Origin of the sequence: Hyphomicrobium sp. (genome assembly GCF_009026145.1) — a bacterium.
In the GTDB taxonomy this organism is placed as follows: domain Bacteria; phylum Pseudomonadota; class Alphaproteobacteria; order Rhizobiales; family Hyphomicrobiaceae; genus Hyphomicrobium_A.
Window position 1 is genome coordinate 75004 of the sequence record NZ_WBUE01000003.1, and the last position, 20617, is coordinate 95620.

The following is a 20617-nucleotide window of genomic DNA, read 5'->3' on the forward strand; positions in this document are numbered from 1 at the left end:
CACCGCAAACCTGTTTCCCAAAGCCGTCAAGCGAATCCCCTCCCGTTAGCGCACTTCGTCCCCGTCCAAGCACGCGACAAGGCCGGCCCGCCCATTGCCAAAAGATCGATGGCACGCCGAGCGATCTGATCGACGATGTCGGCAACCGATGACGGCTTGAGGTAGAAGGCGGGGACTGCCGGCGCGACAACAGCTCCGCACTCGGTCGCCGCCGCCATGGCACGCAGATGCCCGAGATGCAGTGGGCTTTCGCGCGCGACAAGCACGAGGCGCCTTCGCTCCTTCAGGTGCACATCAGCAGCGCGCGTCAGCAGGTTATCGGTGATCCCGGCAGCGATGGCGGATACGGTACGCATCGAGCAAGGGGCGACGATCATGCCGGCCGTGGCGAAGCTGCCGCTGGCGATCGCGGCACCGATGGCGTCGATGCCGTGGCGGCGTGCCACGATGCCCTCCAGGCGATCAAGCGCATCGGCCCCGACCTCGTGAGCCAGCGTCTGCTCGGCGGCCTTCGAAACGACGAGATGGACTTCGAATGCCCCCGCGGCGAGAAGCTCGGCGATGCGCACGCCGATGGCGGCACCCGAAGCGCCGCTGATGCCGAGCACGACCCGCTCACCGCTCATGGCGTGTCTCCGAGGTTCGGTGAGCTGCCCATCGTGGCGGCAAGCCGCTCCCACAAGGCGTCGATGCGGCGCCCGACATCTTGGTCCATCGTGACAACGCGTCCCCACTCGCGGCACGTCTCCGAGTCGACCTTGTTCGTCGCATCGATGCCGAGCTTGCCGCCGAGCCCTGCCACTGGGGAGGCGAAGTCCAGGTAGTCGATGGGTGTGCGATCGCTGACCAGAAGGTCGCGTGCGGGGTCCATGCGCGTGGCGAGAGCCCAGGAAACATCCCGCCAGTCGCGTACATCTATGTCATCGTCGACCACGATGATGAACTTCGTGTAGGAGAACTGCACCAGCATCCCCCATAGCCCCATCATGATTCGCCGCGCCTGCCCCGCGTAGCGCTTGCGAATCGATACGACTGCCATTCGATACGAACAGGCGTCGGGTGGAAACCAGCAATCCACGACCTCCGGCAGCTGTCGGCGTAGAATCGGCACGAAGAGCTCATTCAGCGCCTCGCCGATGATCGACGGCTCGTCCGGCGGACGGCCCGTGAACGTCGAAAGATAGATGGGTGTCGCGCGGCTCGTGATGGCCGTGACGCGCAAGATCGGGAATGGCTCGACCGAGTTGTAATAGCCCGTATGGTCGGCGAACGGGCCTTCGAGCGCTCTCTCCTCCGGCCCGACATACCCCTCGATGACGATCTCGGCATCGGCGGGTACCGACAAGGGGATTGTCGCGCAGCGGGCAAGCCTCGGTCTCTCGCCGCGTAGAACGCCCGCAAAGCGCAGCTCCGACAGGTGTTCCGGCAGTGGCAGGACGGCCGCAAGCATGGTCGCCGGATCGGCGCCGATGACGACGGCGACGGGCATATCCTTGCCCAGCGCAGCCCAATGCCGGTGGTGCGCCGCCCCGCCGCGATGCGCCAGCCAGCGCACGATCGCCCGGTCGCGCCCGAGCACCTGCATGCGATAGACGCCCATGTTGTAGTCGAGCGTGTCGTCGCGGTGCGGGGGACGAGTGATCACAAGCGGCCATGTGATGAGTGGACCGGCGTCTCCAGGCCAGCACGTCTGGATGGGAAGGCGCAGCAGATCGACATCGGCGCCGACGCTAACCTCCTGCTGCACCGGCGCATTGGCAACGGTTGTTGGAATGGTGGCGAACGCTGCCTTGACGAAAGGCCAGCGCTCGAGCGCGTCGCGCAGACCGTTGACCGGCGCCGGCTCTCTCAGAGAAGCAAGCAGCTCACCCAGGGCCCTTAGCCGCTGACGTTCGACGCCAAGGCCCCAGGCGACGCGCTCGACGGTGCCGAACAGATTGACGAGCACGGGCATCTGCCCCGCTGCGCCGTCAGGGCCGATTGCCTGCTCGAACACGAGCGCCGGGCCGGCGCGCTTCAGCACACGCCTATGAACTTCGGTCATCTCATGCACGGTCGAGACTGGCTCGGCCACGCTGATGAGCTGTTTCCTCCGGTCGAGAAAGCCCATGAACGTGCGCAGGTCCGGGAAGTGTGGAAGATCGCGAATCCTCTTATCCCCTATGGTCTTGAGTCGGCGACTATCGCCGCTCGTGCTCGACGGGTCTTGATTTCGGTTAGGTCGTGGTGGGCTCGTCGGACCTAGAAGGCGCAGCGGAGGTCCCATGCTCAAAGCCGCGCCAAGCGCCGTCGTCCGCTTGCCCGACTTCGTGGGCTCGGCCCTGCGCCCCCTGCCTTTGCTCCCTCTTCAATTGGCGCTGCGGCGCCTGACGGCCGGGATCATTGCGCGTCATCCGCACGTTCTGGAACGTCTGGGCCCCTACCGGGCCAAGCGCATTGCCATCGAGCCAACCGACTTGCCGTTCGCCATCCTGCTCGAGCCGCAGCGCGAAACCATCACCCTGCGGGTTGTGCGTGCGCTGCCTGCCCGCGCGGCGGATGCCCGCATCCATGGTCCGCTGCTTGCGCTGATTGGTCTCGTCGATAGCGCGCACGATGGCGATGCCCTGTTCTTTTCGCGCGAAATAGCCATCGAGGGCGACGTCGAATGCGTGCTCGCGCTGCGCAACGCGATCGACGACGCACAGATCGATCTCGCACTCGAGACGACGGCATGGGCGGGTCCGCTCGCGGCGCCGCTCCACTATGCCACGCGAGCTGGCGCGGCGGCCTGCGCCTCGCTGCTTAGAGTCTGGCGACAGCCCTGAAGGTTGGTTGAGTGATGACAAGAAATGCAGGACCGCTGGAGCTGATATGTCCGGCAGGCACGCCTGCCGCCTTGCGCACGGCCGTCGAGGCGGGCGCCGACGCGGTCTACTGCGGCTTTCGCGACGAAACGAACGCGCGCAATTTTCCCGGGTTAAACTTCAGCTGCGAGGAAATGCGCGAGGGCATCGCTTTCGCGCACCGCCATGACGCCAAGCTTCTGATCGCCATCAACACCTTCCCGCGCGCCGGTGACCTCGGGCCGTGGCAGCGCGCCGTGGACAACGCCGCTGCGCTCGGTGCCGATGCGATCATTCTCGCCGACATCGGTCTCTTGGCCTATGCCGCCGAGCGCCACCCGCGCTTGCGGCTGCACTTGTCCGTACAGGCGGCCGCCGCCAACGCGGATGCCGTGGCCTTCTATGTCAAGGAATTTGGCGTCAAGCGCGTGGTGCTTCCGCGCGTGCTCAGCGTCCCGGAGATCGCGGCCATGACCGGTGCGGTCGCATGCGAGACGGAGGTCTTCGCATTCGGCGGCCTGTGCGTCATGACAGAGGGTCGCTGCTCGCTCTCCTCATACGCGACCGGCAAGTCACCGAACATGAACGGCGTGTGCTCGCCGGCGAGCCACGTAAGCTACGGCGAGGAGAACGGCTACCTCGTTTCCCGCCTCGGAGACTTCACGATCGATCGCGCCGCGGCGGGAGAGCCCGTCGGCTATCCCACACTGTGCAAGGGCCGCTTCAAGACCTCATTTGGCATCGGCCACATCTTCGAGGATCCCGTGAGCCTCGACGTTCGCACCCTTCTACCTGCGCTTCGCGACGCAGGCGTCAGTGCCCTCAAGATCGAGGGCCGACAGCGGAGCCGGGCGTATGTCAGATCGGTCGTCAGCGCATTTCGCGCCTCGCTCGACGCCCTTGCCCGCGGCGAGACGGCGCCCCAAACCACGCTCACGGCGATCACCGAAGGACAGAGCGCGACCTGCGGCGCCTACCTGAAGACATGGCGATAAGCTGAAACGAGGCCGGCATCGATGGCGCGTATAACCCTGACGATGGGGCCGGTCCTCTTCAATTGGCCGGTCACTTTATGGCGCGATTTCTATTTCCGGCTCGCCGATGAGGCACCCGTCGAGCACGTGTGCGTCGGTGAAGTCGTCTGCTCGAAACGCGAACCCTTCTTCGCCGATGCCCTTGCCGATGTCGTCGAGCGCCTCGAGCGCGGCGGGAAGACGGTGATCCTGAGCTCGCTGGCCCTGCCGACGCTGGAGCGCGAGGTGCAGCAGGCAGCGGCCCTGGCAGGCGGCGCTCATATCGTCGAGGCCAACGATACATCCGCGCTCCCCCACCTGATGGGGCGCCCGTACATCGTCGGGCCACTTGTGAATGTCTACAACGAGGCGACGGCGGCGTTTCTCGCGCGACGAGGTGCGACGCGCATTGCGCTGCCGCCGGAGCTACCGATGACGTCCATCGCGGCAATTGCCGAGGCGGTACCGAACTTAGCGATCGAGGTCTGGGCCTTCGGTCGGGCCCCTCTCGCCATCTCGGCGCGCTGCTATCACGCGCGCCTCAACGGTCGCAGCAAGGACTCTTGCCAGTTCGCCTGCGAGAAGGACCTCAACGGCCTCGATGTCAGGACGCTCGACGACCAGCAGTTTCTGGCCGTCAACGGCGTGCAGACGCTCTCCTACGCTTACTGCAGCCTCCTCAAGGAAATACCCCAACTTGTCCAGCTTGGCGTTGCAGCACTGCGCCTGTCGCCACACACGTGCGACATGGTCAGAGTGGCCGCACTCTTCCGCGAGGTTCTCGACGGGCGCCGCGACCCTGAGGGCGCCCAGTCGGCACTGCGTGCTATTTGTCCCGACGCCGAATTCTCCAACGGGTTCGTCCGAGGAGCCGCCGGAGCCAGTTTCGTGTAAAGCCGTGAAGAGCAAGAAACTCAAGATCACTATCGTCGGAGCGGGCATCACCGGGCTTTGGCAGGCCTTCGAGCTGGCCTACCGCGGACATGCGGTACACCTCGTCGAGCAGACGCCCACGCCCTTCACCAGCACCGCAAGCCAACTCGCCGGCGCCATGCTGGCGCCCTACTGCGAGCGCGAGGGCGGCGATCCAATCATTCAGGAACTCGGCCTGCGCGGGCTCGAAATCTGGAAGCGCATGTGCCCGAAGGTCGCCGCCAACGGCACCCTCGTGCTCGCCCAACCCCGCGATCGCGGCGAGCTGCTGCGCTTTGCGCTGCGCACAAGCGGACATCGCCGCATCGACGCTGCTGAGCTCGTCGAGCTCGAGCCCGATCTTGGCCATCGCTTCACAGAGGGACTTCTCTACCCGAGCGAAGCGCATATCGAGCCGGGGGCGGCCATGGCATTGCTTCTGGAGCGGGTCCGGCGCCTCGGGGCCGAAGTGACTTTCGGCCAGACATTCCACGGCTCGGATGGCGATTACACCATCGATTGCCGCGGGTATGCCGCCCGTAAGGAACTCGTCTCGCTGCGCGGAGTGCGCGGCGAGCGTGCCATCGTGCAGACGCCGGAGATCGAGCTCCGCAGGACAGTCCGCCTCCTACATCCCCGTTTCCCGCTTTACATCGTGCCCTGGGGCACCGGCACGTACATGCTTGGCGCCACCATGATTGAAAGCGAGGAAGCAGGCCCGGTCACGCTCAGGTCCGCTCTCGACCTCCTGGGGCTCGCCTATGCGCTTCACCCTGCGTTCGGCGAAGCCCGGCTCGTAAGCTTCGATGCCGGCATCCGGCCGGCATTTGCGGACAACATCCCAAAGATTGTCGTGAGAGATCGCCACATCCATGTAAACGGCCTCTACCGACATGGCTTTCTCTTGGCTCCGATACTCGCCGAGCTGGTCGCCAATTACCTGGAGGAGGGCGCTAAGCCCTATGGCCTGTTCGGCGAGCCGCGATAGCGCGCATGACAGGAGGTGCAATTTGAAAGTATGTCGCGCAGGCTCCCGAGGACTTCGCTCTTGGAGGCACCCGCAGCAGCGGCCGCGGACAACGCATCGAACTTCTGATGCGTGTCCATGCTCAGCATGAGGAAATCTACCGGCAAGGTGACTGCGGTCGACGCCGGCACTGCGCCGAGTATCTCCACGCCCGCCTTTCGCGCTTCGTCCTTCACCCGTGCCATCTTGTTTTCGGCCAGCCCCTCGATGATGCCCTGCACGCTTTCGAGATAGACCCGCATGCCTGACCTCAAATGCGCCAGCTCATTGCCGGAGAGCACAATCAGGGTGCGCTGCTCGCCGTGCCAGGCTTCGATTTGCGCCATGCCACACCCGGCCAGAGCATAGACGACGACCAGAGTGATGACGCCCCGCAAGGTAGCCCACATCGATCTGCCCCCCGTGTCATTGCCCGCTGCAGCCGGCGCCGCAGTCCGACCCGAGAATGGCGCGCACGCTCTGCGGTCCCCCGCGCACGAACGCCGTGTAGATCTGTACCAGCGCCGCGCCGGCTGCGATGCGTGCCTCGGCATCCTCAAGTGTCGCGATCCCGCTGACAGAAATCAGCGCAAGCCCATCGAGATACTCGCAAACCGCCGCGATCCGTCGCGTGCAAGAAGAGACCAACACCACGCCGTCGAGGCCGCAGGATTTGGCGAGGCTGATCGCCGTCGGTAACGGCGAGCCGCGGACACCACCCTCGACCTTGACGAGCAACGGTACGTAGAAGCCGCAGTTCCGAAAGAGTGCGTCCCGCACCTCGGTAAGGCGGCGAATTAGAAGGTCCACCTGCCGGCTGTTGCCGTCGCGGTCCGCGTATGGCGAGCTCAGGTTGGCAACCACGTAGTCTGCCGACGACGCCACATCACGATAGCGGGCACAGTAGTCGGCGATGACGTGCGCATCGAGCCCCAGGCGGGCGCTACCGATGTTGACGCCGATGCGCGGGCCAGACCGGGCCGGCTCGACGATTGCAGCCGCTGCGGTCGGCACCGTCACGGTACCGACTTCGACGTGACCGAAGCCTACGCCCGCCAGGACGGGGACGAGAGCACCGGTGCGGTCGAAGCCTGCCGACAGCCCCAGAGCATTTGGGAATTCGATACCCATCGCCTTGACCGGATTGCTCGGTAACGGGCGTCCCATTTCCTGGCGGTCGATGCCCGCGACCCTCGATGCGGTGTTCGGCGACCCGGCCATCAAGCTCTCCGCCGGCGATAGGCGGAGGTGAAATCCACCATGAAGCTCGTCAGCGCGTCGACGCCCTCCTCTGGCATGGCGTTGTAGAGCGACGCGCGCAGCCCGCCGATCCTCGGGTGACCGCGCAAATGCAGCAACCCCTCGGCCTCCGCTGCCTTCAAGAACGATTCCTCCAGCTCTTCAGTGGGCGCGCGAAAGCAGACATTGACAGAGGAGCGGTTGGCTAGCGCCACCGGGCAATAGAAGAAGCCGCTGCCATCGATCGCCGCGTAGAGCCGCTCGCTCTTGCGCTTGTTTCTGATCATGCAAGCTGCAAGACCGCCGTTGTCGCGGAGCCAGCGCAGCATGCGGGCAGCGACGAGGATGGCAAAGGTCGGTGGCGTATTGACCTTCGACAGCGCCCGCGCCTGACGCGCATAGTCGAATGGCGCAGGTATGCCAGGTCGCGCGCGGCCGAGAAGCTCTCGCCGTAAGACGACAATGGTCAACCCGGCCGCGCCGAGATTCTTCTGCGCGCTTGCATAGATCAGCCCAAATCTCTCGACGGGCAGCGGCCGCGTGAGAAAATCTGCCGTCATGTCGGCCACCAAAGGGACGCCGCCGAGCTCGGGGAACTCGTGAAACTGCAATCCTTCCGCGGTCTCGTTGCTCGTGAAATGGCAATAGGCGGCGTTGGACGACCTCCGCCATGAGGACGGCGGCGGCAAGCGTGCTCCGTCTCCGGTAGCGATCACTTCCACGCTGCAGTTGCTCGACGCAGCCTCGATGGCGCGACGCGACCAATATCCGCTGTCCACGTAATCGCAGTGCTCACCGCGGCGGACCAAATTCAGTGGCAACAGTCCGAATTGGGCCGAGGCGCCGCCCTGTAGGAAGAGGACTTGGTAGAAGGAAGGAAGATCAAGGAGCACGCGAAGGTCGTACTCTGCCGCCGCCATGATGTCGCCAAAGGCGGGATCGTTGAAGGGCAGCTCCAGCGCGGACGACCCGCTACCCTGCCAATCGGCGACGTCTTGGGCGAGCTGCGCCCGCACCTCTCGGGGCAGAACGGATGCACTCGCTGCAAAGCTGAATGGACCCATAGCGCCTCCAGTCAGCTAAAGATCCGAGCTCCGTGCGCTCCGGCTAGCATCAGCGCAAGTGTCACCACCGACAGCACAGTGTTGACACGGGATGAAAGGAACGTGATGCGGGCACAGCGCAGTCGCTCATCGACGGGGGCTGCGACGAAGCCCAGGACCTTCTTTTGGTGCGGCCACATGATGAGCCAGAGATTGAGAACCATGAGCGTGCCGATCCAGGCACCGAGCCCGATCACCGCTGAAGGCCCGGCAAGCGTGAGCGCCTCGGCAATGTCGCCCCGCCGCCATAACAGGAAGGCACCGCTCACCCAAACGACGAGGGACGCGTGCCGGAAAATCGCGTGCTCACGCTTGGACGCGGCGAGGAAGACTGCACGGGTATCCTCTGGCGGAGCGGTCGGAAGAATACGGCGGAAGACGGGCGTCTGCACCACGTTGACCCAATTGTGCCCCACCCAGATGATCACGCCGGCAACGTGCAGTATGCGTGCGAGAAAATCCAACGCTGCCAGATCCATTTCGTCTCCTAAGGGCCGACACAAGCGGCTCGGCACGCTGATCACTCAGCGGTGCTGGCATCGGTGGGTTGCTTGATATCTCTCTGACGCATGACGAGATTTCCCGTGCTGCAACTGCCACGCTGTTGCGCGCTACCGACCAGCGCATCGATGAGATGCCGATGCGGTGACTTTGTGCAGACGGGATCGGTGTTCGCTGCATCCCCGGTGAGCAAGAATGCCTGGCAACGGCAGCCGCCAAAGTCCTTCTCGCGTTCATTGCAGCTGCGGCAGGGCTCCTTCATCCAGGACTCGCCCCGAAACCGGTTGAAGCCGGGCGATTCGCGCCAGATCCAGGCGAGCCCGTGCTCGCGCACGTTGGGAAAGTCGATACCCTTGATGAGCCTTGCCTCCTGGCAGGGCAGCGCCGTTCCATCGGGTGCGATCGTCAAATGGATCGAGCCCCACCCGTTCATGCACGCCTTGGGGCGGTTGTCGTAGTAGTCGGGCACGACGTAGTAGATGGTGAGCTGCTTGCCGAGGCGCTCACGCGCCCTGCCAACCGCGGCCTCGGATTTGGCGAGCTGCTCGCGCGTCGGCAAGAGTTCGGCGCGATTGAGCAGCGCCCAATTATAGTATTGCAGGTTGGCGAACTCGAGGTACTCGACGCCGAGATCCGCGGCGAGATCGATCAGCTTCTCTGTTTGGTCGATGTTGTAGCGGCTCACCGGCACATTGAGGACCATGGGAAAGCCTTCGTCCTTGATTGCGCGGGCGATGGCGATCTTGTGCTCGAAGACGTCGAGCCCCACGAGCTTCTCGTTAAGCTCTTGATCGCAGGCCTGAAGGCTGAGTTGGACCTGCTTGAGGCCGGCCTTTTTCAGGGCGCGCAGTCGGTCGTGACTTAGTCCAACACCGGACGTGATCAGGTTGGTGTAATAGCCAAGCCGGTCGGCCTCCTCGACGAGCTCCTCAAGATCGCGCCGCAGCATGGGCTCGCCACCGGTGAAGCCGAGCTGAACTGATCCGAGACGACGCCCTTCGCGAAGGACCTCCATCCATTCCTCGGTGCTCAGCTCATTGCGGTAGCGATCGAAGTCGACGGGGTTGCTGCACCAGGGGCACTTCAAGGGACACTTGTAAGTCAGCTCGATGACCAACCATAGCGGCATGCCCAAGCCGTCAAGACTTAACCCGGATCCAGCCTTTGGCATGAGCGACCTCCAAGAATTTCAGGACGTCCGCACGGATGTTCGCACCGCCATAGCGTTGCGCCAAATCGGCGGCGACGGCTGCGATCGAGCGACCGTCCGTGCAGCGCTCCAAGATCGAAGCGGCCGTCTCATTCAACTTTACGATCCCTTCCGGGTAGAGGAGCACGTGGGCCTGCTGCGGCTCTTCCCAGCGGAAGTGGAAGTTCGGATTTAGCTCGACCACGTCCTCGGGTCGCAGCCTACTCTCGGCGTCCATGTGCTCCTCCCCGCAGCACGAAGGTGAGGCCTGTCGGCCTCACATCGGTCAACGGACGTAGACGTACGCCGTCACTTCGAAACCAAGGCGAACGTCGCAATAAGCGGGCTTAACCCACTGCATAATCGCCGGTCCGCCGAAGCAGGCGGGCTCGAGGTACTTCATGGCTTTTCCTCCTTTTTCTGACGCATGATGTGCGGGGCTGTATGGCCCGCGCGCACTATCGAGGCGGCCTCCCAAGGAGCATTTGACTTTCGTTAAGTGGCGGCGCGCGTGCCGCGACCCTGCGTGATGAGGTCCGGCGGTAGTGCCCGCGCAATTTGATGCTGCAATTGCGGGCCGCGCCCGCATCGAAGCCGCTACGCTGGGGCCACCTCATCACCGCTTCTCACGGTCATTTGAGAAAGGTAGCGCCCTACGCCTCGTCGTCCTCGCTGTACTCGACATAGCCCAGCAGACGGGCAACGTCGGCGATCTTGACCGTCTCCCGCTCGACGGTGACGCCGTAGGACCGCAACCGCCTGAGAGCCCTGGAGAAGCTCTCAGGTTTCATACCCAAACGATTGGCCAGCAGGCTCTTCTCGAAAGGCAGCTCGACGACGGCGGAACCCTCGCGCGCCGGCGCCAGCCGTATGAGGAAATCGGCGATTCGCTGGGGGGCCGAGCGCACCTTGATCTGCTCGATCTGCTCCACGAGCATCTTCAGCTGATAGGAGGCCGACGCCAGCATCGACATCGCAAGCTCCGGGCGCTCGCGAATGCGCGTACGGAATGCCTCCCCGTCGATCTTGAGCAGGCGCGATGGAGCGACGGTCTCCGCACTTGCAGGGTACCTGCCGCCGAGGAACATGGCCGCTTCGGCAAAGGACTCACCCCTCCTGAAGACATGTAGCACCACTTCGAGGCCATCCGGCGTGGTGCGGTAGATCTTCACCCAGCCGTCGAGAATGATGAAGAACGCCAACGCCGGCTCCCCCTGATGGAAGAGCATCGTGTCCTTGTCATAGGAGCGCGGAACGGATCTGCCGATCAGCGCCCGTGACATCTCTGGCGACAAGCCGCGAAAGAGCGGCGTTGCCGCGACGGCTTCGCTGTCGGCTGCGTCGAAGCCCGCCGCATCACTCTCGCGCCTGCGATCCTCGATCTGGCGCGATCCGGGGAGTCGCGATTTTGTTCCAGTCAATGGAGGTCGATCCGATTTGGTGCGCGGCACGCATCCTCGACGCGTGTTTAACCCAAGTCAAGGAGCGAGGGCGCGGCGCACCGTCATATCCGCGTGAGAGGCCCGGCCACGAGCCAAACCCGCATGGTACCGATTATGGACATGGTTGCGGTTCCGTCCACCATCGATCCGATGAAGGGATACATCGGCTGGATCGTCACTGACGGCCGGGACGCCTCGCTTGCCGCTTCCGCCTCGATCGCCGCGGCCCTCGGCCTTAACGTAGAGCACAAGCGCATCGCGCCGCGCGCACCATGGAGCATGCTGCCCTCCTGGAGCGGGCTTAAACCTCCATCCCAGTCAGCGAACGGCACACTATCCCCGCCATGGCCTGACATCGCCATTGCCGTTGGTGGGCGGACGGCGCCTTACCTGCAAGCGTTGCGACGTGTGTCCGAAGGCGCCACGTTCACCGTGCTCCTCCAGCCTCCGCGCCTCCGATACGACGTCGATCTGATCTGGTCTCCGGCTCAGTCTCGTCCACCTGCCCCGAACGTAATATCGACGTTGACAACCCCGCACGCGATGCGCCCGCGCGCACTCAGGGCACTGAAGAAAGCGCCCGTGCCGGAGATCGACTCCCTCAGCCGACCGTTGGCCATCCTCCTGCTGGGCGGGCCAACCCGTGCCTACCGATTCGACCCGATCGATCTACGGCGTCTTGGGCGGTGCCTCCGCAATCTGGCCGACTCCGGCGTGAGCTTTCTCATCATCCCATCGCAGCGCACGACCGGATCCCTCTTCAGGGCCGTGAACGACGCGACACGCGGGGCACGGCGAATCCTTTGGACGCAACGAGGATCAGGCTCCTATTGGACCGGTCTCGCAAAGGCCGACCTCATCGTCGTGACTGCCGACTCCGCCAGCATGACGAGCGAGGCATGTGCGACGGGCGCCCCCGTGTATGTATTCGAGCCGGAGGGCGACTCGGAGGAGCTGAAGCGGTTCCATGCCGGCATGCGCGCGTACGGCGCGACACGGGCGCTCACGCCGCTGACGGATCCGGCAGAAACCTGGTCCTACAGACCCCTCGATTCCGCGCCCCTAATCGCAGCCGAGATCGTGCGTCGCTTCCATGCCGCGCGCCAACCGAATGCGCGCATGGGCATACCATGCACGGCGCTATGGCGCTCGGCATGATCATGTTGGCGGGGCACGGGCGCATGGATCATCCGACGGGCGAATTCATCGACTTGGGCCGCATCCAAGTCACGGCCGAGGCGGTCAAGGAATTCGCCGCCGCCTACGATCCGCAACCGCAGCACATTGACGAACGCGCCGCCGCGCAAACCCTGCTAGGCGGCCTTGTCGCTTCGGGGTGGCAGATGTGCGCCGTACTAATGCGGCAGGTCGAACGCCAATTGGAATCGATGTTCCCGCAGATCGGAGTTCCCAGTATCGACGAGATACGATGGTTGAAGCCGGTGCGCCCCGGAGATGCGCTGGATGCACGTTTCGGCTGGCGGTCGAGGTGCTCCTGTCGCGCGTGCGGTGATGCCGGCGGACGGGCGATCGTAGCCGAAGTCGTCGATCGAACCGGCGATCCGATCCTGCGCATGAACGGCAACGTACTGCTGCCGCCGCGCGAGGCGTCACCCGCCGGGGTATGGCAGAGCGCCATTCGCTGCGCCGAGCATGTGAGGCGAAGGCCGCGTGTCCCTCGGCGCCGCGGCGGGCATCTTGTCAGATACTTCGAAGAGGTCGAGTTGGGCGACGAGATCGAGCTCGGCTCCTTCGACTTCACGCCGACGGCCATGGCCTCGTATTCACGCATGATCCAGTCCGTCTGCGGCGACAGCAACTCGCCTTCGCCCTCGCCAGCGACGTTGCGCGGGCACGTCGTCAGCGGCTGGCACGTCGTCTCGGCCTGGATGCGGAAGGTGATCGATTACTACCAAGCGGAGGCCGACTGGCTGGCCAAGCATTCACGCCCCGTCCCACTGCTGGGGCCGGCGGCGGGAGCGCGGTCCCTATCGTGGTGCAAGCCCGTGCGCGCGGGCGAGACGATCGCATTCAGCAGCTGGGCCGAGCACAAGATCGAGATCGGCACGTCGAGCGACTGGGGGCTGCTGGTCGCGGGCGCCGAAGGCGTCAATCAGGATGGAGAGATCGTCGTCTCGTTCTATCCCCTCTTCCTGCTCCAGAAGAAGACCGCCTAGCCGCCCACTATCATACCCCGTGGCGGCGCAGCACATTCTCGATATCGCCGACGCTGCGGATCTCCATCATCTCGTCCATCGACAGCCGCACCCCGAACGTGACCTCCAGCGAGCGGATCAGCGCGATATGCTGCAGCGAGTCCCAGCGCTCGATATCGTAGGATGACGTGGCTGCGCTGAGGGTGTCCGTATGCTGGAACACCTCCTCGAAGATGCCCACGAGTTCGGGATAGTGAAGCGCGGTTGGCGAACGGGCGTCCATTCAGTTCTCCCATGCTGTGCTTACGAACTGCGAGCTCGGCAGCTCTGCCTGCCCGAAGCAAAATGTCCACGTGGACTTCGTCTCGTCGCTGTGCGTCAGCTCAAATCCGCAGGCCGCGTAGAAGTCGCGCACCATGCCGTTCTTGGCCGTGGGAATGTAGTCGCCGCGCACTTGGACGACCCCACGCCGGGCAAGCTCAGCCAATAGCTCGCCAACGAATGCATGCTCGACCTGCCGCCCGATGACGCGGCAACTCATCAGCAGCGATCGGATCTCCGCCGCATCGCCATCGATGGCCACCGTCGCTGCGATGACAATGCCATGGTCGCCGAACTTGTCGGCGACACGCCCAAGGATCGCCACTCCGCGCGTCCCGCCGGCGGTCAGCGTTGCGATATCGGCTTCCGTGCTGCGCAGCGTTGTCAGGTTGAACTGGTTGGTTCGCTGGTGCATCTGCGCGACGCGCGCCAGCGTGCCCGCGCACACGTGGCTCAACGTCAGACGCTGCTCGAGGCCGAGCAGAAAATCATCTAGGCTGGCTGCGCTTGCCTTCAGGGCTGCGGCTTCGCGGCCGGCCGCATAGGACGACGCTCTCGCCGCGTCCTCGGCAGTCAGGCGCACCGGCCAGGTGCAGGCGAGCCGGCGCAACCACAGGGGACGGTCGGCGGGGTCCGGCGGTATCTCCGGCACCCTGACCTCCGGACAAGCGCGGCGCATCGCTTCCCGCTCTTGCGGGCTGTCGTCGAGAAACAGGAAGCTGTCCAGCCCTAGGTTGAGCGAATCAGCAACAGCGCGAATGTTCTGGGGCTTCGGCTCCCAGTTGATGGCCGCGGCGGCGAAATCATCGGGCCGCAGCGCCATGCCCGGGTGGCATTCGAAGGCAGTGATCGCATCAGCATTGTTTTTGCTGAGCGCAACGAGGAGCAGTCCCTGCCCCTTCAAGCGAAGGCATTCCTGCTGCATGGCGAGAAACGCATTGCCGGGAAAATCGTGCCCGCATGCGAGCCGCTCGACGCCGTCGTCACCATAGACGCCGCCCCAAAGCGTATTGTCGAGATCGACCGCGACAACTTTCACCGGCCCGCGCCGCACCAGACTCCAGGCTTGCGCAAAAGCCCGTGCCAGTGCTCGCGTCGCATCGGCCGAGTAGGCAATTCGACCATAGAACCAGAGCTTCGGATCGATATGCCGCAAGATGGGCAACTCGGCCAGCGCCTGGTCGGTATCGATGACGATGATGTGGCCCGAGCGTTCCGCTGCATCGAGGATACGCGCGTTGACGAGATCAATCCCGCGGCGCAGGCCCATGTCGTGGTGGCGATCGAGAAGACCGGCTGTCGGTGCCGGCGCCGAGGGAATCGTATTGATCAACAAAGGGACGGCCGAACGCTCTGCGAACGCTGCCAAAGCATTTCCCAAAAGCTCGGCCTTATCGGAAAGCAGCTTGAAACCATCGGCCGGGGCGTTGCGCCAATCTCTCGCCGCGAAACCATCGAGATCGAGAAGAACGACGAGCGCATCGCCGTCGGACCGAGGCGCCAGAAGCTCGGTGATGACCTCTCCAAAGTCCGCCTGCGATATTTCCGCCCGCCAGCCTTCTACCGCACACGCGGGGGCGAGCTCATCCGCCAGTATTTGCGTCGTGGAGCATCCGGCCACTCGCAGCCGCACATTCGGCAGGCGCTCGAGCTGAGCGGCAAAGTGCTGCCCTGTGTGCCGCATGACTTCGGGCGCCCGATGATAATGCGCGAGCGCCAATTGCACGGCCTCCGTCGACCAGCCGAGCTCGACCAGCCGCCGAACCAAGGCGGCGATGACATCGCGATCGACGCTGCCATCGCTCCTCAGCGCCTCGAGCATCGCGACAGTGCCGGCTTCGTTCGGGGGCAGTTCCTGCGCGCGGTTGACGCGGTGCAGAGCCTTCAAATCCGCAGGAAGACGGCAATCGAGGTCATCCGTTAGCACATGCCCTGCAGCGAGCAGCGATTGGGCAAGCCAGCGCGGACAGGAGGCGCCGCCATGCTCGAGGGATGACAACAACGACGCAACCTTGTCCGGCTCTACCGGCCTCCAATCGATCGCTTGCAGGATGACGCGTTCGCGCAGGCATTCTGACGCTGCTGCGATGGCGGCATCGACGATATCGGCCACCCGCCCGCGAGGTGCAGCCACCGAAGATGACCGATCGCTCAGGTTGATGCCCTTCTGCATTGCTGCGGAGGACGTCGACGACACGCTGGGCCTCCTCAGATCATGACTTCGCCACCGGTGACGAGCAGGTTCTCGCCGGTGATGAATGAGGCATAGGGAGAGGCGAGGAGCAGCGCCGCGCCGGCGACGTCCTCGGGCGTGGCGAGCCGGCGCAAGGGCGTGCGGGACACGATCTCGCGACGCACGCGGTCAGGCACGTGGGCGACGAGATCGGTGTCGACCATCGACGGCGAGATCACGTTGACGGTGACCCCTAGCGGCCCGACCTCCTGAGCGAGGTTCTTGCTCATCGCCAAGAGCGCGCTCTTGCCCATAACGTAAGGAAGCCACCTATGCGCCGTCCGGCCCAGCGCAGCCGAGGAGAGGATCGTCACGATGCTGCCGCGCGTTGCCTTCAAGGCGGGGAGCGCGGCTCGCGTCACGCGAAAGGCGCTGCCGACAATCTGCTCGAACGCCCCGGCGACATCGTTCCAGGCGAGGCTCTCAAATGGCGCAGATAGAATTTTGGGGCCTGCATTGTTGACGAGGATATGCAGATCGCCAGCGTCGGTGACCGATTGCAGCAGCCGAGCGACATCCTGCTCACTGGTGACGTCGGCCTGAATGGTGCGGCAGGACCCACCCACGGAGGCGATCTCTTGAGCGAGACCTTCCGCCGCGGTCTCACTCTTGTTGTAGTTGATCCATACCGTCGCGCCCTCTTGCGCAAACAGCCGCGCCACCGCCCGGCCGATGCCGCGCGAGGCGCCGGTGACCAGCGCGGTGCGCCCAGCGAGTAGCCCCCGCGTCGCGATCCGTTCGGAGGGACGCTCCTCCCGCTCCTCGGCAAGGCGCAGGACCTTGGCCTGCGCAGTGCCGCGCAATACGCACTCATCGCGCGCGTTGACGATCTCGGTGTGCAACGTGACGAGGCGCGTCTCGGCATCGATCTTCTCGATCGTAGCGCGCGCCTCCACGCTGTCGCCGACGAACACGGGCCTGGTGAACTCGATGCTCTGGGAAACGTAAAGCGCACCGCGGCCGGGCAGCTTCATGCCGATGAGCGTCGACAGCAGGCTGGCGTGCAGAAAGCCGTGCACTACCGGCCGGGCGAACTCCGTGCGGGCCGCGAACTCGCCGTCGAGATGCAGTGCGTTGAAGTCGCCAGACAGCCGTGCGAAGGCCGCGACGTCCTCGGCTGTGATGGTGCGCGACAGGCTCTCGGTCTGACCGACGCGCAGCGCAAGCAGGCGGTCCAGCGGCTGTGTCATTGAGCCCCAGGGCAAGTGAGCAGTTCAGCCAAGCGTTAGCCAAGGGGGACCGTCGGCTATTTGACTTCGGTTAAGAAGCAAGGGGTTGCGCGTTGTTAGAAGCGCTCATGGTGGGCATGTCGAACTGATCGCCTAGCTGCTAGCGGCGCGTCGGTGTGCCTGTCTGCGTCCCACCCGCGATCGGCCTAAGCAGGGAGATTGCCCGATGGCTTCCACCTTCGAAACCGTGGCCAGCATCATCTCGTCGGCGAGCGACGTGCCGATCGAGCGGATCGAGCCGGGCAGCCACGTCATGAAGGACCTCGAGATCGACAGTCTGGCGTTCCTCGACATCACGTTCGAGATCGACAGGACGTTCGCCATCCAGCTTCCCGTCGAAGACTGGATGAGCGAGGTGAACGAAGGCAAGCGGAGCGGCGACGACTATTTCATCATCCGCAATCTCTGCACCCAGATCGACAATTTGCGTGCGGCAGTCGCGGCAACCGCCTAAGGAGCGCACGACCGCATGCGCCTCGAGTATTTCCAGATGCTCGATGCAATCGACGAGGTCGACGTCGAGAGCGGAACGCTTGTTGCCTCGGCTCGTGTCCCCACTTCGAGCCCGGTGTTCGACGGGCACTTCCCCGGCCATGCGCTGATGCCGGGCGTCCTGCTCCTCGAGACCATGGCACAAGCGTCCGGCTATCTGGTCCTGGCGATCAATCGATTTTCGCGCATGCCCTTCTTCGCCAACGCCAAGGAAGCCAATTTCCGATCCTTCGTGCAGCCGGGATCATGCCTCGAAGTAAGAGCAACGCGCATTCACGATGGATCGGGCTTCACGGTCACCGAGGCGCAGGTCGCCCGCGAAGGCAAGCGCGTGTGCGACGCCAGGCTGACCCTGCGTACGGTCGCGTTTCCCTCGCCAGCGCTCGAGCAGTACGTGCGCAGCGAAGGCAGGCGCCTTGGCCTATTGGACGAGGCGGTCGCTTGATATGGCAGAGCAGGCTTGGATCACCGGAATCGGGCTTGTGAGCTCACTGGGCCAAGGCGCCGCCGAACATTGGCGTAAGCTTGGCAACAAAGCGCAATGCCGGCCGGTCACGGACGAGCTGCGGTTCCCACCCTACTGCGTGCATCCCCTCGCACCGCTCGATTTCGCCAAGCAGATTCCGCGCACGAGCGACCAGCGCCAGATGGAGCGCTGGCAACGGATCGGCGTCTATGCCGCCGGCCTTGCCCTCGAGGACGCGAACCTCGCGGGCAACGCCGAGCTGCTCGATAAGACGAACCTGTGCATCGCCGCCGGCAACGGCGAGCGCGATCTTGTGCTGGATGCGCGCGTTCTCGAGGTCATCGATAGCGCTCCTTCCCCAGGAGCGACCCTCAACCGCGAACTGATGACGGGGCTCAGGCCGACGCTCTATCTCGGCCAACTGTCCAACCTTCTGGCTGGCAATATCTCGATCATCCACGGGGCCACGGGATCGTCTCGAACCTTCAAGGGAGAAGAGATGGCCGGCGTCGCCGCCATTGCCGATGCCGTCGACCGCATCGAGGCAGGCCAGGGCGATCTGTTCCTGGTTGGCGGCGCTCTCAATGCCGAGCGCGAAGACCTTCTCCTCAACTGCGAGCTCGCTACCAGACTTTATGCAGGGCCGTTTCGCTCAGTCTGGGAGCGGTCGGCACAAGACGGCGGGCTGGTTCTTGGCAGCCTCGGCGCCTTCCTCGTCATCGAAGCGGCAAGTCATGCCCGTGCGCGCGAGGTCGAGCCCTACGCGCGCGTTGCCGGCATCCGCTCGGACCGCTCGCGGCGCGACGATGGGCAAGCCGCGAGCACGGCGGCGCGTCTATTGGCGAGCCTCGGGATCGCGCCGACAGGCGGCAAGTTAGGGGTGCTGAGCGGTGCCAGCGGAGCCGAGCCGATCACGGCCGCCGAGATCGAGTTCCTCGACGGAATGAAGAAGGCGGGATTTTACCCGCTTCTCCGCGCCTGGGGCAGCGTCCTCGGTCATTCGCTCGAAGCGCATTTCATCGCAGGCATGGCGCTCGCCGCCATGTCTGTCTGCGAGGGCACGTTCTACCCGCCCTTCGATCAGTCAGGTCGCGAGCTTGCCGGCCAAGCTCGACCAGATGGGGTCCTTGTCACCGCGTTCGGCCATTGGCGCGGCGAGGGACTGGGCCTCGTCGTTCCGGTGCAGTGAGGCCTAAAGACATGGGCAGCACCTTCCAGGACCGCAGAGGACGGCCCGTGGTGGCCGTCACCGGGTTGGGGCTCGTGACGTCGCTCGGCGTCGGTACAACGGATAATTGGCGGCGGCTTGTGGCGGGACAGTCCGCGATCAAGCCCATCACTCGTTTCCCTACAGATGGCCTCAAGACTACGATCGCGGCCACCGTCGACCAACTTCAAGTCGAGCCATATTCGGCCTACGAACTGTCGGCGACCATGGCCGAGACCGCCGGAGCCGAGGCCATTGCCCAAGCGGGTCTCGGCGCCGCTGGCGACTTTCCCGGTCCACTCATCATCGCCACGCCGCCTTCGGAGCTCGAATGGCCGCACCTTCGCGCACTCTACAACGGCGGCGGTGCCCACCCGGATCTAGCAGGTTACGGACGCCTCTTGGCGAGCGCACGCAATGGCTTGCGCGGCGACATGGCAAGGCATGTTCGCTTCGCAGCCATTGCCGACCGACTGCAGGAGCGGTTCGGGACGCGCGGAGAGCCGCTGTCGATATGCACCGCTTGCGCCTCCGGCGCGACGACCATCCAGCTCGCCGTTGAAGCCATACGGCGCGGAGCGACCGACGCCGCCCTGTGTATCGGCACCGACGCCACCGTCCACCCCGAGGGATTGATCCGATTTTCTCTGCTGTCGGCCCTTTCAACGGCCAACGATCCTCCGCACAAGGCCTCCAAGCCATTCTCCAAGAAGCGCGATGGCTTCGTGCTGGGGGAAGGGGCCGGTGCGCTCGTCCTCGAGGCCTACGCCGCGGCGAAGGCGCGCGGCGCCAGGATCCTCGGCATCGTGCGCGGCTGCGGAGAGAAGGCCGATGATTACCACCGTACCCGCTCGCGGCCCGATGGGCGCGCCATCATCGCCGCTCTGCGCAAGACCTTGAGCGATGCCGATGTCACTCCCGACGAGATCGACTACGTCAATGCGCACGGCACAAGCACCCCCGAGAATGACAAGATGGAGTACCTGTCGCTGAAGGCGGTTCTCGGCGAGCATCTCACGCGCACGCCGGTCAGCTCCAACAAGTCCATGGTCGGTCATACGCTGATCGCCGCCGGCTCCGTCGAAGCGGTCATCACGCTTCTGACCATTGGAAACGGCGTGCTGCCGCCGACAATCAACTACGACGATCCCGACCCGGAACTGCCCCTGGATGTCGTGCCGAACACGAGCCGCGCAGCCAACGTCCGCACCGTGCTGTCGAACTCGTTCGGCTTCGGAGGGCAGAACGTCTGCGTCATCTTTTCTGGAGAACCATCGTGATGG

General features: G+C 64.5%; 23 protein-coding genes. 10 read left to right on the top strand and 13 right to left on the bottom strand.

The genetic code is table 11. The features are described 5' to 3' along the window. Positions 1-26: 26 nt before the first annotated feature. Both F9K20_RS03735 and F9K20_RS03740 read right to left on the bottom strand, forming a co-directional pair. Positions 27-626 carry a UbiX family flavin prenyltransferase gene (locus tag F9K20_RS03735; protein WP_290997486.1) on the bottom strand — a complete coding sequence of 200 codons (600 nt, stop codon included), beginning with the start codon at positions 624-626 and terminating at the stop codon, positions 27-29. Continuing rightward, a complete protein-coding gene (locus F9K20_RS03740) occupies positions 623-2110 on the bottom strand; it encodes a UbiD family decarboxylase (RefSeq protein ID WP_290997487.1) in 1488 nt (495 codons plus the stop codon). Before F9K20_RS03740 ends, F9K20_RS03735 begins: the two co-directional genes overlap by 4 nt. A gap of 154 nt (positions 2111-2264) precedes the next feature. Between F9K20_RS03740 and F9K20_RS03745 the strand changes: the two genes are divergently transcribed. The 4 genes from F9K20_RS03745 to F9K20_RS03760 are packed head-to-tail and all read left to right on the top strand — an operon-like array spanning position 2265 to position 5738. After that, a complete protein-coding gene (locus F9K20_RS03745; RefSeq protein ID WP_290997489.1) occupies positions 2265-2807 on the top strand; it encodes an SCP2 sterol-binding domain-containing protein in 543 nt (180 codons plus the stop codon). Positions 2808-2842: 35 nt separating this feature from the next. After that, positions 2843-3820: a peptidase U32 family protein gene (locus F9K20_RS03750; protein ID WP_290997829.1), complete on the top strand. Its 978-nt coding sequence runs from the start codon at positions 2843-2845 to the stop codon at positions 3818-3820. A 21-nt stretch (positions 3821-3841) separates the two neighbouring features. Continuing rightward, positions 3842-4732 carry a U32 family peptidase gene (locus F9K20_RS03755; RefSeq protein ID WP_290997491.1) on the top strand — a complete coding sequence of 297 codons (891 nt, stop codon included), beginning with the start codon at positions 3842-3844 and terminating at the stop codon, positions 4730-4732. 4 nt (positions 4733-4736) lie between these two features. Next, positions 4737-5738 carry an FAD-dependent oxidoreductase gene (locus F9K20_RS03760; protein ID WP_290997493.1) on the top strand — a complete coding sequence of 334 codons (1002 nt, stop codon included), beginning with the start codon at positions 4737-4739 and terminating at the stop codon, positions 5736-5738. Here F9K20_RS03760 and F9K20_RS03765 read toward each other — a convergent pair. The 8 genes from F9K20_RS03765 to F9K20_RS03800 form a co-directional block, all read right to left on the bottom strand. Continuing rightward, positions 5711-6166 (bottom strand): hypothetical protein, encoded by a 456-nt coding sequence (locus F9K20_RS03765; RefSeq protein ID WP_290997495.1) that lies wholly within the window; start codon positions 6164-6166, stop codon positions 5711-5713. The genes F9K20_RS03760 and F9K20_RS03765 overlap by 28 nt on opposite strands. Positions 6167-6182: 16 nt before the next feature. Then, positions 6183-6977: a dihydroorotate oxidase gene (locus tag F9K20_RS03770; RefSeq protein ID WP_290997497.1), complete on the bottom strand. Its 795-nt coding sequence runs from the start codon at positions 6975-6977 to the stop codon at positions 6183-6185. Next, positions 6977-8059, bottom strand: coding sequence for a 3-phosphoserine/phosphohydroxythreonine transaminase (gene serC, locus F9K20_RS03775; protein WP_290997498.1), 1083 nt, complete (start codon positions 8057-8059; stop codon positions 6977-6979). The genes F9K20_RS03770 and serC overlap by 1 nt, the downstream gene beginning before the upstream one ends. An 11-nt stretch (positions 8060-8070) precedes the next feature. Beyond that, on the bottom strand, positions 8071-8577 hold the full coding sequence (locus tag F9K20_RS03780; protein ID WP_290997500.1) for a hypothetical protein: 507 nt from the start codon (positions 8575-8577) through the stop codon (positions 8071-8073). A 41-nt stretch (positions 8578-8618) separates the two neighbouring features. Continuing rightward, positions 8619-9728 carry a pyrroloquinoline quinone biosynthesis protein PqqE gene (gene pqqE, locus F9K20_RS03785; protein WP_290997502.1) on the bottom strand — a complete coding sequence of 370 codons (1110 nt, stop codon included), beginning with the start codon at positions 9726-9728 and terminating at the stop codon, positions 8619-8621. A gap of 10 nt (positions 9729-9738) precedes the next feature. Continuing rightward, complete coding sequence (gene pqqD / locus F9K20_RS03790; RefSeq protein ID WP_290997504.1) at positions 9739-10026, bottom strand: pyrroloquinoline quinone biosynthesis peptide chaperone PqqD; 288 nt, start codon at positions 10024-10026, stop codon at positions 9739-9741. A gap of 48 nt (positions 10027-10074) precedes the next feature. Next, a complete protein-coding gene (pqqA, locus tag F9K20_RS03795; protein WP_290997506.1) occupies positions 10075-10191 on the bottom strand; it encodes a pyrroloquinoline quinone precursor peptide PqqA in 117 nt (38 codons plus the stop codon). A 250-nt stretch (positions 10192-10441) separates the two neighbouring features. Beyond that, positions 10442-11209: a Crp/Fnr family transcriptional regulator gene (locus F9K20_RS03800; RefSeq protein WP_290997509.1), complete on the bottom strand. Its 768-nt coding sequence runs from the start codon at positions 11207-11209 to the stop codon at positions 10442-10444. 141 nt (positions 11210-11350) lie between these two features. On the opposite strand from F9K20_RS03800, the gene F9K20_RS03805 reads away from it, so the two are divergent. Next, a complete protein-coding gene (locus tag F9K20_RS03805) occupies positions 11351-12388 on the top strand; it encodes a mitochondrial fission ELM1 family protein (protein WP_290997511.1) in 1038 nt (345 codons plus the stop codon). Continuing rightward, on the top strand, positions 12361-13407 hold the full coding sequence (locus F9K20_RS03810; protein ID WP_290997513.1) for a MaoC/PaaZ C-terminal domain-containing protein: 1047 nt from the start codon (positions 12361-12363) through the stop codon (positions 13405-13407). Before F9K20_RS03805 ends, F9K20_RS03810 begins: the two co-directional genes overlap by 28 nt. A 10-nt stretch (positions 13408-13417) precedes the next feature. Here the strand turns inward: F9K20_RS03810 and F9K20_RS03815 are convergent, their stop codons facing one another. The 3 genes from F9K20_RS03815 to F9K20_RS03825 are packed head-to-tail and all read right to left on the bottom strand — an operon-like array spanning position 13418 to position 17130. Beyond that, positions 13418-13669 (bottom strand): acyl carrier protein, encoded by a 252-nt coding sequence (locus tag F9K20_RS03815; RefSeq protein WP_290997515.1) that lies wholly within the window; start codon positions 13667-13669, stop codon positions 13418-13420. After that, complete coding sequence (locus F9K20_RS03820) at positions 13670-15904, bottom strand: HAD-IIIC family phosphatase (protein ID WP_290997517.1); 2235 nt, start codon at positions 15902-15904, stop codon at positions 13670-13672. An 11-nt stretch (positions 15905-15915) separates the two neighbouring features. Beyond that, positions 15916-17130 carry an SDR family oxidoreductase gene (locus F9K20_RS03825; RefSeq protein ID WP_290997519.1) on the bottom strand — a complete coding sequence of 405 codons (1215 nt, stop codon included), beginning with the start codon at positions 17128-17130 and terminating at the stop codon, positions 15916-15918. Between the two features lie 205 nt (positions 17131-17335). Between F9K20_RS03825 and F9K20_RS03830 the strand changes: the two genes are divergently transcribed. The 4 genes from F9K20_RS03830 to F9K20_RS03845 are packed head-to-tail and all read left to right on the top strand — an operon-like array spanning position 17336 to position 20614. Beyond that, positions 17336-17623, top strand: a complete 288-nt coding sequence (locus F9K20_RS03830) for an acyl carrier protein (protein WP_290997521.1) — start codon at positions 17336-17338, stop codon at positions 17621-17623. Positions 17624-17638: 15 nt separating this feature from the next. After that, the gene (locus F9K20_RS03835) at positions 17639-18106 is read left to right on the top strand and encodes a 3-hydroxyacyl-ACP dehydratase FabZ family protein (protein WP_290997523.1); all 468 of its coding nucleotides are present in this window, start codon (positions 17639-17641) and stop codon (positions 18104-18106) included. A 1-nt stretch (position 18107) separates the two neighbouring features. Then, on the top strand, positions 18108-19316 hold the full coding sequence (locus F9K20_RS03840) for a beta-ketoacyl-ACP synthase (RefSeq protein WP_290997525.1): 1209 nt from the start codon (positions 18108-18110) through the stop codon (positions 19314-19316). Positions 19317-19327: 11 nt separating this feature from the next. Next, positions 19328-20614 (top strand): beta-ketoacyl-ACP synthase, encoded by a 1287-nt coding sequence (locus F9K20_RS03845; RefSeq protein WP_290997527.1) that lies wholly within the window; start codon positions 19328-19330, stop codon positions 20612-20614. Positions 20615-20617 lie beyond the last annotated feature (3 nt).